Source organism: Streptomyces mirabilis (assembly GCF_039503195.1).
GTDB classification, from domain to species: Bacteria; Actinomycetota; Actinomycetes; order Streptomycetales; family Streptomycetaceae; genus Streptomyces; species Streptomyces mirabilis_D.
This window is the reverse complement of record NZ_JBCJKP010000001.1, coordinates 3,082,552-3,094,881: the sequence shown is the minus strand read 5'-3', so window position 1 is coordinate 3,094,881 and position 12,330 is coordinate 3,082,552. Positions and strand designations below refer to the sequence as shown.

The window sequence follows — 12,330 nt, the reverse complement described above, 5'->3', positions numbered from 1 at the left end:
AAAATCTGTTGTGCAATTTTTCTTTTGTATCTACGGTTCGGGACATGGCAAGCAAGGACAACCGCCGGATCACGGACATGGGCACGCTCAAGGCGCTGGCCCATCCGTTGCGGATGAAGCTCTACCGGGGGCTCATCGTGGCCAGGGTCGCCACCGCCTCCCAGCTGGCGGAGCAGGTGGACGAGGCCGTCTCACTGGTCAGCTACCACCTGCGCAAGCTGGCCGAGCACGGCGTGATCGAGGAGGCGCCGGCACAGAGCGCCGACGGCCGGGAGCGCTGGTGGCAGCCCGCCTCGGACGGGGTCAGCATCCGCGACGAGGACTTCCGCGGCGCGCCCGAGAAGGCCGCTGTGTACACCGCGGCCAGTCGGCTCTTCTCCGAGCAGCGCGCCGACCTGTACCGCCGTTACCTCGACGAACGCGCTCACTGGACACCCGAGTGGAACCGCGCCGCCGAGTCCTCCGAGTCCGCGATGCGGCTGACGGCCGGTGAGCTGTCCGAGCTGGTCGCGGACATGCAGGCCCTGTTCAAGGCCTACACGGAGCGGGGCCGGGCCGCCGAGGAGGCCGGTGACACCGAAGGCCGCGAGAACGTCGCGGTGCACACGTACGCCTTCCCGTTCCGCGTCTGAGCCGCGCCCGAGCCGGGTCTGGTCCCGGTCCCGGTCCGGGGTCTGGTCCCGGTCAGGGACCGGGTCCGGGTCTGAGCCGGGTCTGAGAGGACACACCCCATGAGCGTCACCGCAGTGCGGTCGGGCGCGGCCGACGAGCGGCCCGCCCACCGTGACCCCAACGTGCTGCGCTGGGTCGGTGCGTACACCTCGTCGGCGATCGGCGACAACGTCTACTACATCGCCCTGTCCTGGGCCGCCGTCCAGGCCGGGACGCCCGCGCAGGCCGGGCTCGTGTCGGCCGCCGGCGCCGTGCCCCGCGCCCTGCTGATGCTCGGCGGGGGAGTGGTCGCCGACCGGTTCGGGCCGCGTCGTGTGGTCGTCGGCAGCGGCGCGGTGCGCTGTGCTCTCGTCCTGACCGCCGCCGGGCTGCTCCTCGCGACCAGCCCCGGACTCTGGGCGCTGGGCGCGGTGGCCGTGCTCTTCGGGGTCGTGGACGCCGTCTTCCTGCCCGCCGCGGGCGCCCTCCCCGCCCTGCTCGCCCCCCGGAGCCAGCTCGCCCGGGTCCAGGGCATGCGGGGCCTGGCGACCCGGCTCGCCACCGTCCTCGGCGGCCCGCTCGGCGGCCTGGGCGTGGCCCTCGGCGGTACCGCCGGGGCGTTCGGACTGGCCGCGCTGCTGATCGGGGTCTCTTTGCCGATGCTGCTGACCATACGGGTCGGGCGGTCGCCGGCGGACGACGACCAGGCGCGCGGAGCGGTCATGGCCGAACTCCGGGACGGGCTCCGGCGCATCCGCCGCCACCCGGTGCTCCGCCCGTTGGTGCTCGCCATCGCCCTCGCCGACCTGGGCTTCGTCGGACCGATGAACCTCGGTCTGACCCTGCTCTCGCAGCAGCGCGGCTGGGGGTCGTCCGGGATGGGCTGGGTGCTCGCCGGGTTCGGGACCGGCGCGGGTGCGGCGTCCCTGCTGCTCGCCCTGCGGGGGTGGGTGCCGCGCGCCGGACTCGTGATGGTGGTGACGGCCGTCGCGGGCTCGGTGGCCATCGGGGGGCTCGCGCAGGTGGCGTCCGTCGCCGCCGGGGCCTGCGTGGCCCTGTGCATCGGTCTGCTGGCCGGGCTGGGCGGGGCCCTGAGCGGCGCGCTGGTGCAGGCGCAGACCGAACCCGCCTACGCCGGTCGGGTCATCTCGGTCTCCACCTTGGTCAGCTTCGGCGTCGCGCCGCTCACCTTCCCGGTGGTCGGCTGGGCCGTCGAGCGATGGGGCACCGGCCCGGTCTTCACGACCTGCGCCGCGATCTGCGCCCTGAGCGGGATCATCGCCCTCTGCTCCCGGCCTCTGCGCCGCGCCGAGCTGCCGCGCTGAACGGGCCGCTCGGGGCCTCAGGGCCGGTCCGGCGGATCATGCCGCAGACGCGGGGGCCGGCACGCCCTATCCCAAGCTCTTCGAGCAGGGGGACCCCCGTGGCCGTGCAGCCGCACGCACCAAGCCCCGCTCTCCGGCATCGATGAGTCACCGTCGCTCTCCTCCGCCCTGATCCGCCGGACAGGCCCTGACAGGTGCCGGACAGGCCCTGGCAGGTCCGGCGGTGCGCAGCCGCACCCGGTTCGGTGAGCCCGCTCAGAGACCCAGCTGCTTCGTCTCGCTCAGCTTCGCGATCGCGTCCTTGTCGCCCTCCAGCTCCACGTCGGCCGTCTTCTGCCGGCCGAGGGCGAACAGCAGCAGCTCCGAGGGCTCGCCGGTCACCGTCACGACCGGTGTGCCCCGGTGGGCGACGGCCGTCTGGCCGTCCGGGCGGCGCAGCACCAGGCCGGTCGGGGCGCCACGGCCGGCGAGACGGGCGGTGCGCTCCAGGCGGGACCACAGGGCGTCCTGGAAGACCGGGTCCAGCGGGCGCGGCGTCCAGTCCGGCTGGGCCCGCCGTACGTCCTCGGTGTGGACGTAGAACTCGACCGTGTTCGACGCCTCGTCGATCTGCTTCAGCGCGAAGGGCGAGAAGCGTGGCGGGCCCGTACGGATCAGCTGGATCAGCTCCTCGTACGGCTTCTCGGCGAACTCCGCCTGCACCCGCTCCAGACGCGGCGCGAGCTGTTTGAGCAGCAGCCCGCCCGCGGCGTCCGCGCGGCGCTCGCGCACCACCACGTGCGCGGCGAGATCACGGGTGTTCCAGCCCTCGCACAGGGTCGGGGCGTCCGGGCCCTCGGCCTCCAACAGGTCGGCGAGGAGAAGTCGTTCACGCTTGGCATGGGTCGACATGCCAGCAAGCCTACGACCGCCCCAGGAGCCCGCCCAGTGGACGGCGGCGTTCAGGGGGGCGCACGGTCCGGCCTGTGGACAACTGGCGGCTGCGTCCCACGGGCGCGGCACAATGGTCGGCATGACCAGCACGCCCCCGCCCAGCAGCCCGAGCGGCCTGGACCCCGAGATCGCCGCGCGCCTCAAGCGCAGCGCCGACGGACTCGTCCCCGCCATCGCCCAGCAGTACGACACCGGTGAGGTGCTGATGCTCGGCTGGATGGACGACGAGGCGCTCCATCGCACGCTCACCACGGGCCGCTGCACGTACTGGTCGCGCAGCCGCCGGGAGTACTGGGTGAAGGGCGACACCTCCGGCCACTTCCAGTGGGTGAAGTCCGTGGCCCTGGACTGCGACGCCGACACGATCCTGGTCCAGGTCGACCAGGTGGGCGCCGCCTGCCACACGGGCGCCCGTACCTGCTTCGACGAGGACGTGCTCCTCAAGGAGGCGGCCCCCGTGGACCCCCAGGGCGCCGATTCCGGCGTACCGTCACTGGATCAGTAAGGTCAGCCGCCATGGATCTCGAGACGTTCCGCAAGCTGGCCACCGACCGCCGTGTCATCCCCGTCAGCCGCAAGCTCCTCGCCGACGGCGACACGCCGGTCGCGCTCTACCGCAAGCTGGCCGCCGAGCGCCCCGGCACCTTCCTCCTGGAATCCGCCGAGAACGGCCGCGCGTCCTTCTCGTGGTCCCGGTACTCCTTCATCGGCGTCCGCAGCCAAGCCACCCTGATCGAGCGCGACGGGCAGGCCCACTGGCTCGGCACCCCGCCCGTCGGCGTCCCCGTCGACGGGGACCCGTTGGCCGCCCTGCGCGCCACCATCGAGGCCCTGCACACACCGCACGGAGAGGGCCTGCCCCCGTTCACCGGCGGCATGGTCGGCTACCTCGGCTACGACATCGTGCGCCGCCTGGAGAAGATCGGCCCCGGCGAGCGGGACGATCTGAAGCTTCCCGAGCTGACCATGCTGCTCACCAGCGACCTCGCCGTCATGGATCACTGGGACGGCTCGGTCCAGCTGATCGCCAACGCGATCAACCACAACGACCTCGACACGGGAGTCGACGAGGCCTACGCGGACGCGGTCGCCCGCCTCGACGCCATGGAGGCCGACCTCTCCCGCGCGGTCTCCCAGCCGCCCGCCGCGCTCCCGCCCTCCGAGCTGCCCGAGTACACCGCCCTGTGGGGCGGCCCGGACTTCCAGGACGCCGTCGAGGACATCAAGGAGCGCATCCGGGCGGGCGAGGCCTTCCAGGTCGTCCCCTCCCAGCGCTTCGAAACGCCGTGCACGGCAAGCGCGTTGGACGTCTATCGCGTCCTGAGGGCGACCAATCCCTCCCCGTACATGTACCTCTTCCGCTTCGACGGCTTCGACGTCGTCGGCTCGTCCCCCGAGGCCCTGGTCAAGGTCGAGGACGGGCAGGCGATGGTGCACCCCATCGCGGGCACCCGGCCGCGCGGCGCCACCGTCCAGGAGGACCAGGCCCTCGCCGACGAGCTGATCGCCGACCCCAAGGAGCGGGCCGAGCACCTGATGCTCGTCGACCTGGGGCGCAACGACCTGGGGCGGGTGTGCGAGCCAGGCTCCGTCGAGGTCGTCGACTTCATGTCCATCGAGCGCTACTCGCACGTGATGCACATCGTGTCCACCGTGACCGGACGCGTCGCGGCGGGCCGTACGGCCTTCGACGTGCTCACCGCCTGCTTCCCGGCCGGCACCCTCTCCGGCGCCCCCAAGCCGCGCGCGATGCAGATCATCGACGAACTCGAACCGTCCCGGCGGGGCCTGTACGGCGGCTGCGTCGGCTACCTCGACTTCGCCGGCGACTCCGACACCGCCATCGCCATCCGTACGGCCCTGCTGCGCGACGGCACCGCGTACGTCCAGGCGGGCGCCGGCATCGTCGCCGACTCGGACCCCGTCGCCGAGGACGACGAGTGCCGCAACAAGGCCGCCGCGGTCCTGCGCGCGGTGCACACCGCCAACCGGCTCGGCCGGTAGCGGGCGGCGCAATCCGGGTTCTGCCGTACGAGTTCGGGCGATAGGACGAGGGTCACGTGAACCCCGGGTGACGGTTCGCCCGGGGTTCAGGCGATAGTGGACTACGTGACAGCTGTACCTTCCCCCCGATCCGAAGCCGCGGGACCCGCCCGGTCCGGCCGCCGAAGCCTCGCCGTCGCCCTGCTCAGCGGCGCCCTCGGCGCGGCCGTGGCGCTGCTCTCCACCCGGCAGAGCTGGTCGGAGGGCACCGCGACGGTGGCCGGCGGCGCCTTCCCGCTGACCGCCAAGGGCAGCGACGTCACGGGCGTGCCCGCGGCGCTCGCCATAGTGGGCCTCGCCGCACTCGTCGCCGTCTTCGCCGTCCGCAGCTCCGGGCGCTTCCTCGTCTCCGCCCTGCTCGCGCTCTCCGGCGCGGGCACGGTCGTGGCGGCGGTGCTCGGCGCGAGCGACAGCTCCGCCCTCGACGAGAAGGCCGCGGCCGCCTCCGGCGACACCGCCGCCACCGCGAGCGCCCTCAGCCACACCGCCTGGCCCTACGCGGCCGCGGCGGGCGGCGCGCTCATCCTCCTCGCGGGGCTGCTCGCGCTGCGCTACGGACGGCTGTGGCCCGCGATGTCCGGCCGCTACGAGCGCGACGGGACGCCCCGGCCGCGCAAGGCCAAGCCGGTCGACCCCGACCGGCCCGAGGACATCTGGAAGGCGCTCGACCGGGGCGAGGACCCGACGGGACCGGATCCGGCCGGGACCTAGGACCGGAATCGGCCGAGGCCAAGGACCGGAATCGGGCAGACCGGGCGGGCCCTACGGCCCGGGACCTTGGTCGTGACGTGCAGAATGTGACGTGCCAGTCGCCACCCCGCGCTCCCGCCGCAGGCGTGCGTACGGGAGAATGGACGATGAGCGTCCGACTCACACACGTAATCAGCAACGAGGAGCAAGTCATGGCGGGCAGCAGCCACGGTCACACCCCGGCCGCCTGGACCGGTGTCATCATCGCCTTCATCGGTTTCTGCGTCGCGGGTGCCTTCATGGTGATGGCCAACCCGCTGGGCTTCTGGGCCGGCATGGTCATCGTCGTCCTCGGCGGTGTCGTCGGCATGGCCATGCGCGCGGCGGGCCTCGGCCAGCCGAAGAGGACCGCGGCCCCGGCCGTGGCGCACCCCGTCCGCGAGGCCGTCGGCGCCGAGAGCTGACCCCCCAGGGCTTCTCGAGAGGCGGTCCCGGCACTCCCGCCGGGACCGCCTCTCGCGCGTCCGCCCCGGGCCCGCCGCACCCGCGACGAGCGCGCCACGCCCGGGACGGGCAGAATGCGACGGGTGAACGCCGAAACCCGGAGGGTGACGCCGCCCCGACCTGCTGAGCGGGTCGCGCCGCGGCGGCTCGCCGTCCCCGCGGGGGCGCTCGCGGCCGTCGCCGGCGCCTTCGCGTACGTCGGGGCCGTGGACCCCAACCAGCCCGGGCACTACCCCGTCTGCCCGCTGCTGCGCTACACGGGCCTGTACTGCCCCGGCTGCGGCGGTCTGCGCAGCGCGCACGCCTTCGTGCACGGGGACTTCGCGGCGGCTTTCACGGACAACGCGCTCGCCTTCACGGGCTACTTCGTCTTCGCGGTGGTGTGGACCGTCTGGGCGGTCCGCTCGGCGCGCGGACGGCCGCTGCGGATCGACCTGGGGCCCGTGCACCTCTGGGGTGCGGGCGTGTTGCTCCTGGTCTTCACCGTTGTCCGGAACCTGCCCTTCGGTGGCTGGCTGCACCCTTGATCAAATGGCAAACGTCCAGGTGGTGGGACCGGCGTCAACCGGATGTGAAGCCAAGCCCTTCCTCCGGATACCATCGGAGTGACCCATCATGACCGTCGGAACGGCGGTCTGGGGTCGACAGGCTCAACCGTTCACCGTCAGGGAAGGGGGCCGCTCGCGTGAGTGTGCTCGACGAGATCATCGACGGAGTCCGTGCCGACCTCGCGGAGCGGCAGGCGCGCGTCAGCCTCGACGAGCTCAAGGAGCGCGCGGCGAAGGCTCCCGCGGCCAAGGACGGCGTGGCCGCCCTGCGTGGCGACGGCGTCAAGGTCATCTGTGAGGTCAAGCGCTCCAGCCCGTCCAAGGGCGCGCTCGCCGCGATCGCCGACCCCGCGTCCCTGGCCGCGGACTACGAGGCGGGCGGCGCGGCCGTCATCTCGGTCCTGACCGAGCAGCGCCGCTTCGGCGGCTCGCTGGCCGACCTGGAGGCCGTCCGTGCCCGGGTCGACATCCCCGTGCTCCGCAAGGACTTCATCGTCACGTCGTACCAGCTGTGGGAGGCCCGCGCGTACGGCGCCGACCTCGCGCTGCTGATCGTGGCCGCCCTCGACCAGGCCGCCCTGGAGTCCCTCATCGAGCGCGCCGAGTCCATCGGGCTCACGCCGCTGGTCGAGGTGCACGACGAGGACGAGGTCGAGCGGGCGGTGGACGCCGGGGCGAAGGTCATCGGCGTCAACGCGCGCAACCTGAAGACCCTCAAGGTGGACCGCACCACCTTCGAGCGGATCGCTCCCGAGATCCCGTCCGGCCTCGTCAAGATCGCCGAGTCCGGCGTCCGCGGGCCGCACGACCTCATCGCGTACGCCAACGCCGGCGCCGACGCGGTCCTGGTGGGCGAGTCCCTCGTCACCGGCCGCGACCCGAAGACGGCGGTCGCCGACCTCGTCGCGGCCGGGGCCCACCCCGCGCTGCGCCACGGACGGAGCTGACACTCCGGTGCGCAGCGCGCCCCACGCCACCGCCGTCACCCGTCCGGGCGCACGCCCCGACGGGGGAGTGGCGTGCGTCCGGGCTGCTGCCGCCGGGGCGCGCGACCCCTACGCCCGCCTCGCCCGCGGCTGTCGGCCGCGCGGCTGCCGGGCACCGGCCCGCCGCGTCCACGGGCGCCGCGTGCGGTATGTCATCGGTGACGAACCGGGCCAGGTCAACGGCATGCGATGGCCCGCCGGCGCACGCGTGCAGACGCCGCTCCGGGCCCGCCGCACCTCGCGGTGAGCTGACGGCTCCGACTCCGGGTGTCCTCGGGGCGACCTGTGCGTGCGCGACCGACGTGACCCCTGTCCGACCTGTAACCGGGGCTGTCGCCCCTGCGAGGTATCCGCATGCCCAGCGAGTTCTTCATTCCCGACCCCGAGGGTCGAGTTCCCACCGCCGAGGGGTACTTCGGCGCGTTCGGCGGCAAGTTCATCCCGGAGGCGCTGGTCGCCGCCGTGGACGAGGTCGCCGTCGAGTACGACAAGGCGAAGGCGGACCCCGAGTTCGCCCGCGAGCTCGACGACCTGCTCGTCAACTACACCGGGCGCCCGAGCTCACTCACCGAGGTGTCCCGCTTCGCCGAACACGCCGGTGGGGCGCGCGTCTTCCTCAAGCGCGAGGACCTCAACCACACCGGGTCCCACAAGATCAACAACGTGCTCGGTCAGGCCCTCCTCACCAGGCGGATGGGCAAGACCCGCGTCATCGCCGAGACCGGCGCCGGTCAGCACGGCGTGGCCACCGCCACCGCCTGCGCGCTCTTCGGCCTCGAGTGCACGATCTACATGGGTGAGATCGACACCCGGCGGCAGGCACTCAACGTGGCCCGCATGCGCATGCTCGGCGCCGAGGTCATCGCCGTGAAGTCCGGCTCCCGCACCCTCAAGGACGCCATCAACGAGGCCTTCCGGGACTGGGTCGCCAACGTCGACCACACGCACTACCTCTTCGGGACCGTCGCGGGGCCGCACCCCTTCCCCGCCATGGTCCGCGACTTCCACCGGGTCATCGGCGTCGAGGCCCGGCGGCAGATCCTGGAGCGCGCCGGACGGCTCCCCGACGCGGCCGTCGCCTGCGTCGGCGGCGGCTCCAACGCCATCGGTCTCTTCCACGCCTTCATCCCGGACGCGGACGTACGCCTCATCGGCTGCGAGCCCGCCGGACACGGCGTGGAGACCGGGGAGCACGCCGCGACCCTGACCGCCGGTGAACCCGGCATCCTGCACGGGTCGCGGTCGTACGTCCTCCAGGACGAGGAAGGGCAGATCACCGAGCCCTACTCCATCTCGGCGGGCCTCGACTACCCGGGCATCGGCCCCGAGCACTCCTACCTCAAGGACAGCGGCCGCGGCGAGTACCGCGCGGTCACCGACGACGCGGCCATGCAGGCCCTGCGCCTGCTCTCCCGCACCGAGGGCATCATCCCGGCGATCGAGAGCGCCCACGCGCTCGCCGGGGCCCTGGAGGTCGGCAAGGAGCTGGGCAAGGACGGGCTGATCATCGTCAACCTGTCCGGGCGCGGCGACAAGGACATGGACACGGCCGCCCGCTACTTCGGCCTGTACGACACCGCCGCCGACGCCGTCGTCGAGCCGGACGCCGACAGTGACACCGCAGAGATCGAGGGGGACGCCAAGTGAGCGGCAACATCCAGCTGTTGAGCGACACCCTCGCCGCCGCGAAGGCGGAGGGGCGCTCCGCGCTCATCGCGTACCTGCCGGCCGGGTTCCCGACGGTCGACGGCGGGATCGCGGCCGTCAAGGCCGTCTTCGAGGGCGGCGCGGACATCGTCGAGATCGGTCTGCCGCACAGCGACCCCGTCCTCGACGGGCCCGTCATCCAGACCGCCGACGACATCGCCCTCAAGGGCGGCGTCAAGATCGCCGACGTCATGCGCACGGTCCGTGAGGCGCATGGGGCCACCGGGAAGCCGGTGCTCGTCATGACGTACTGGAACCCCATCGACCGTTACGGCGTCGAGCGCTTCACCGCCGAACTGGCCGAGGCGGGCGGCGCGGGCTGCATCCTGCCCGACCTGCCCGTCCAGGAGTCGGCGCTGTGGCGTGAGCACGCGGAGAAGCACGGTCTCGCGACCGTCTTCGTCGTCGCTCCCAGCAGCAAGGACGCCCGGCTCGCCGAGATCACCTCGGCGGGCAGCGGCTTCGTGTACGCGGCCTCGCTGATGGGCGTCACGGGCACGCGGGAGTCCGTGGGCGCCCAGGCCCAGGACCTGGTGCGGCGTACCAAGGCCACCACCGAGCTGCCGGTCTGCGTCGGCCTCGGTGTCTCCAACGCCACCCAGGCGGCCGAGGTGGCCGGCTTCGCCGACGGTGTGATCGTCGGTTCGGCCTTCGTCAAGCGGATGCTGGACGCGGCGGACGAGGCCGCGGGCCTCGACGCGGTCCGCGCCCTCGCGGGCGATCTGGCGAAGGGCGTGCGCGGTACGGCCTGAGACACCTTCCGCCGCGTACGCGCCCTGTTGCGTACGTAACGGACAATCCACTCACTCGAACGGGTGGACCTGGGACCGGGGAGGCGCGCTGCGCCTCCCCGGTTCGTTCTGCCGGTTGTGAGCGAGAAGAACCGTGACGGAAAGCGCACCGCCCGCGAGCGGATGGCGGTCGAGCGAGAGAAGCAGAAGTCCGCGGACAGGCGCCGCCGGGCGCTGATCGTGGGCGCGTCGGTGGTGTGCGTCCTGGCCCTTGCCGCGGTGGTGGGCGTCCTGGCCGCCAACTCGGGCAAGGACAAGAAGAGCGCCGCGTCGGGTCCGGCCGTGTCGCCCTCGGGTGCGACCGGCAAGGACGGCCTCGCGATTCCCGTCGGCAAGGACGGCGCCAAGTCGACCCTCACGGTCTGGGAGGACTTCCGCTGCCCGGCCTGCCAGGCCTTCGAGACGGGGTTCCGCCCGACGATCCACGAGCTGGTGGACGCCGGAAAACTCAGGGTGGAGTACCACCTGGTCACGCTCATCGACGACGGCAGGGGAGGCAGCGGCTCCCGGCACGCGGCCAACGCCGCGGCCTGCGCCCAGGACGCCGGAAAGTTCACGGCCTACCACGACGTGTTGTACGAGAACCAGCCCAGCGAGGCCACCGACGACTTCTCGAACGACAGCAAGCTCATCGAGCTGGCGGGCAAGGTCGACGGCCTGGACACCCCTGCCTTCCAGAAGTGCGTCAAGGACGGCACGCACAACAGCTGGGTCGTGAAGTCGAACGCGGCCTTCCAGCGCGGCGGATTCCGGGGCACGCCGACCGTGCTGCTGGGCGGCAAGAACATCTACGAGGACCAGACGATGACCCCCGCGAAGTTCAAGCAGATGGTGGAGGCGGAGAACAAGGCCTGAGCCCCGCGTCGGCCCTGTGCCCCCGGCTCGGACACGGGCCGGGGGCGACTCATGTCGTTGCTCACGTCCTGACCCGAGTTGTGGCCTTCGTCACGCCCCGTGTCGCGGCCTCTGTTCGGGGCCCCTGTTATGGACCCGTAGCCGGGCTGCTTGCCGTGGGTCCGGTCCGGCAGGGTAGCGTCGACCCTGCCATGGATATCGCCTACATTCCCAGCCCGTCGCACGGTGTGGTGCACCTCGGACCCATCCCGCTGCGCGGCTACGCGTTCTGCATCATCATCGGCGTCTTCGTAGCCGTCTGGCTCGGCAACAAACGCTGGATCGCCCGGGGTGGGCGGCCCGGCACGGTGGCCGACATCGCGGTGTGGGCCGTCCCGTTCGGCCTGGTCGGCGGCCGGCTCTACCACGTGATCACGGACTACGAGCTGTACTTCAGCGACGGCCGTAACTGGGTGGACGCCTTCAAGGTGTGGCAGGGCGGCCTCGGCATCTGGGGCGCGATCGCGCTCGGTGCGGTGGGCGCGTGGATCGGCTGCCGCCGACGCGGCATCCCGCTCCCCGCCTGGGCCGACGCCCTCGCCCCCGGCATCGTCTTCGCCCAGGCCATCGGGCGCTGGGGCAACTGGTTCAACCAGGAGCTCTACGGCAAGGCGACGGACGTGCCGTGGGCGCTGCACATCACGTCCTCCACGGACGGGCGCGTGCCGGGGTACTACCACCCGACGTTCCTGTACGAGTCCCTGTGGTGCGTCGGCGTCGGCTTCCTCGTCATCTGGGCGGACCGCCGCTTCACGCTCGGCCACGGGCGGGCGTTCGCGCTGTACGTCGCCGCGTACTGCGTCGGCCGCGGCTGGATCGAGTACATGCGCGTCGACGACGCCCACCACATCCTGGGCCTGCGTCTCAACGACTGGACCGCGATGGTGGTCTTCCTCCTCGCGGTGACCTACATCGTGGTGTCGGCGCGGCTGCGGCCGGGACGCGAGGAGGTCGTCGAGCCGGACGGGGACACCCCAGACGGGGATGCCGTCGCCCTCGACAAGAAGGCCGACAGCGAGGCCGACAGCACGGCTGACGACGAAGCCGACGAGACGACCGACAAGAAGTCCGACGACAAGAAGCTCGACGGCAAGAATCCCGACGCGAAGACGGACAGCGAGTCCGACGGACCCGCGCAGCCCAAGGAGTCCGTGGAGCCCGCGGAATCCGAGGAGCTCGTGGAGCCCGAGGAGTCCGTGGAGGCACCGAGGGGCGAGGCCGAGTCGGCCAAGAAGGTCTGAGCTCCTCCAGCACGTCG

General features: G+C 72.3%; 14 protein-coding genes. 13 read left to right on the top strand and 1 reads right to left on the bottom strand.

Annotated elements, in window-relative coordinates; genetic code table 11:
- Positions 1 to 44: 44 nt before the first annotated feature.
- On the top strand, positions 45 to 632 hold the full coding sequence (locus AAFF41_RS14665) for an ArsR/SmtB family transcription factor (protein ID WP_319748332.1): 588 nt from the start codon (positions 45 to 47) through the stop codon (positions 630 to 632).
- 99 nt (positions 633 to 731) lie between these two features.
- Positions 732 to 1,976 carry an MFS transporter gene (locus AAFF41_RS14660; RefSeq protein WP_319748331.1) on the top strand — a complete coding sequence of 415 codons (1,245 nt, stop codon included), beginning with the start codon at positions 732 to 734 and terminating at the stop codon, positions 1,974 to 1,976.
- A 255-nt stretch (positions 1,977 to 2,231) separates the two neighbouring features.
- Here the strand turns inward: AAFF41_RS14660 and AAFF41_RS14655 are convergent, their stop codons facing one another.
- On the bottom strand, positions 2,232 to 2,867 hold the full coding sequence (locus AAFF41_RS14655; protein WP_319748330.1) for a TIGR03085 family metal-binding protein: 636 nt from the start codon (positions 2,865 to 2,867) through the stop codon (positions 2,232 to 2,234).
- 121 nt (positions 2,868 to 2,988) lie between these two features.
- On the opposite strand from AAFF41_RS14655, the gene hisI reads away from it, so the two are divergent.
- The 11 genes from hisI (at position 2,989) to lgt (ending at position 12,313) form a co-directional block, all read left to right on the top strand.
- Complete coding sequence (gene hisI / locus AAFF41_RS14650) at positions 2,989 to 3,414, top strand: phosphoribosyl-AMP cyclohydrolase (protein WP_319748329.1); 426 nt, start codon at positions 2,989 to 2,991, stop codon at positions 3,412 to 3,414.
- 11 nt (positions 3,415 to 3,425) lie between these two features.
- Complete coding sequence (locus tag AAFF41_RS14645) at positions 3,426 to 4,913, top strand: anthranilate synthase component I (protein ID WP_054231456.1); 1,488 nt, start codon at positions 3,426 to 3,428, stop codon at positions 4,911 to 4,913.
- Between the two features lie 96 nt (positions 4,914 to 5,009).
- Entirely contained in the window at positions 5,010 to 5,663 is a 654-nt protein-coding gene (locus AAFF41_RS14640; RefSeq protein WP_179436605.1) for a TIGR02234 family membrane protein, read from the top strand.
- A gap of 191 nt (positions 5,664 to 5,854) precedes the next feature.
- A complete protein-coding gene (locus AAFF41_RS14635) occupies positions 5,855 to 6,106 on the top strand; it encodes an HGxxPAAW family protein (RefSeq protein WP_054231454.1) in 252 nt (83 codons plus the stop codon).
- A gap of 114 nt (positions 6,107 to 6,220) precedes the next feature.
- On the top strand, positions 6,221 to 6,673 hold the full coding sequence (locus AAFF41_RS14630; RefSeq protein ID WP_319748328.1) for a DUF2752 domain-containing protein: 453 nt from the start codon (positions 6,221 to 6,223) through the stop codon (positions 6,671 to 6,673).
- Positions 6,674 to 6,831: 158 nt separating this feature from the next.
- A complete protein-coding gene (gene trpC / locus AAFF41_RS14625) occupies positions 6,832 to 7,641 on the top strand; it encodes an indole-3-glycerol phosphate synthase TrpC (RefSeq protein ID WP_319748327.1) in 810 nt (269 codons plus the stop codon).
- A 7-nt stretch (positions 7,642 to 7,648) separates the two neighbouring features.
- A complete protein-coding gene (gene trpM / locus AAFF41_RS14620) occupies positions 7,649 to 7,927 on the top strand; it encodes a tryptophan biosynthesis modulator TrpM (RefSeq protein WP_388411752.1) in 279 nt (92 codons plus the stop codon).
- Positions 7,928 to 8,034: 107 nt separating this feature from the next.
- Complete coding sequence (trpB, locus tag AAFF41_RS14615; protein WP_319748326.1) at positions 8,035 to 9,327, top strand: tryptophan synthase subunit beta; 1,293 nt, start codon at positions 8,035 to 8,037, stop codon at positions 9,325 to 9,327.
- Entirely contained in the window at positions 9,324 to 10,139 is an 816-nt protein-coding gene (gene trpA, locus AAFF41_RS14610) for a tryptophan synthase subunit alpha (RefSeq protein ID WP_319748325.1), read from the top strand. Before trpB ends, trpA begins: the two co-directional genes overlap by 4 nt.
- Positions 10,140 to 10,256: 117 nt before the next feature.
- Positions 10,257 to 11,033 (top strand): DsbA family protein, encoded by a 777-nt coding sequence (locus tag AAFF41_RS14605; protein ID WP_319748324.1) that lies wholly within the window; start codon positions 10,257 to 10,259, stop codon positions 11,031 to 11,033.
- Between the two features lie 191 nt (positions 11,034 to 11,224).
- Positions 11,225 to 12,313 (top strand): prolipoprotein diacylglyceryl transferase, encoded by a 1,089-nt coding sequence (gene lgt / locus AAFF41_RS14600; protein ID WP_343324057.1) that lies wholly within the window; start codon positions 11,225 to 11,227, stop codon positions 12,311 to 12,313.
- The last annotated feature ends 17 nt before the right edge of the window (positions 12,314 to 12,330 follow it).

Bases quoted from the DNA above. Each gene is read 5' to 3' on its own strand.
- AAFF41_RS14665 (WP_319748332.1), top strand. From the start codon at position 45: ATGGCAAGCAAGGACAACCGCCGGATCACGGACATGGGCACGCTCAAG.
- AAFF41_RS14660 (WP_319748331.1), top strand. From the start codon at position 732: ATGAGCGTCACCGCAGTGCGGTCGGGCGCGGCCGACGAGCGGCCCGCC.
- AAFF41_RS14655 (WP_319748330.1), bottom strand. From the start codon at position 2,867: ATGTCGACCCATGCCAAGCGTGAACGACTTCTCCTCGCCGACCTGTTG.
- hisI (WP_319748329.1), top strand. From the start codon at position 2,989: ATGACCAGCACGCCCCCGCCCAGCAGCCCGAGCGGCCTGGACCCCGAG.
- AAFF41_RS14645 (WP_054231456.1), top strand. From the start codon at position 3,426: ATGGATCTCGAGACGTTCCGCAAGCTGGCCACCGACCGCCGTGTCATC.
- AAFF41_RS14635 (WP_054231454.1), top strand. From the start codon at position 5,855: ATGGCGGGCAGCAGCCACGGTCACACCCCGGCCGCCTGGACCGGTGTC.
- AAFF41_RS14630 (WP_319748328.1), top strand. From the start codon at position 6,221: ATGCGACGGGTGAACGCCGAAACCCGGAGGGTGACGCCGCCCCGACCT.
- trpB (WP_319748326.1), top strand. From the start codon at position 8,035: ATGCCCAGCGAGTTCTTCATTCCCGACCCCGAGGGTCGAGTTCCCACC.
- lgt (WP_343324057.1), top strand. From the start codon at position 11,225: ATGGATATCGCCTACATTCCCAGCCCGTCGCACGGTGTGGTGCACCTC.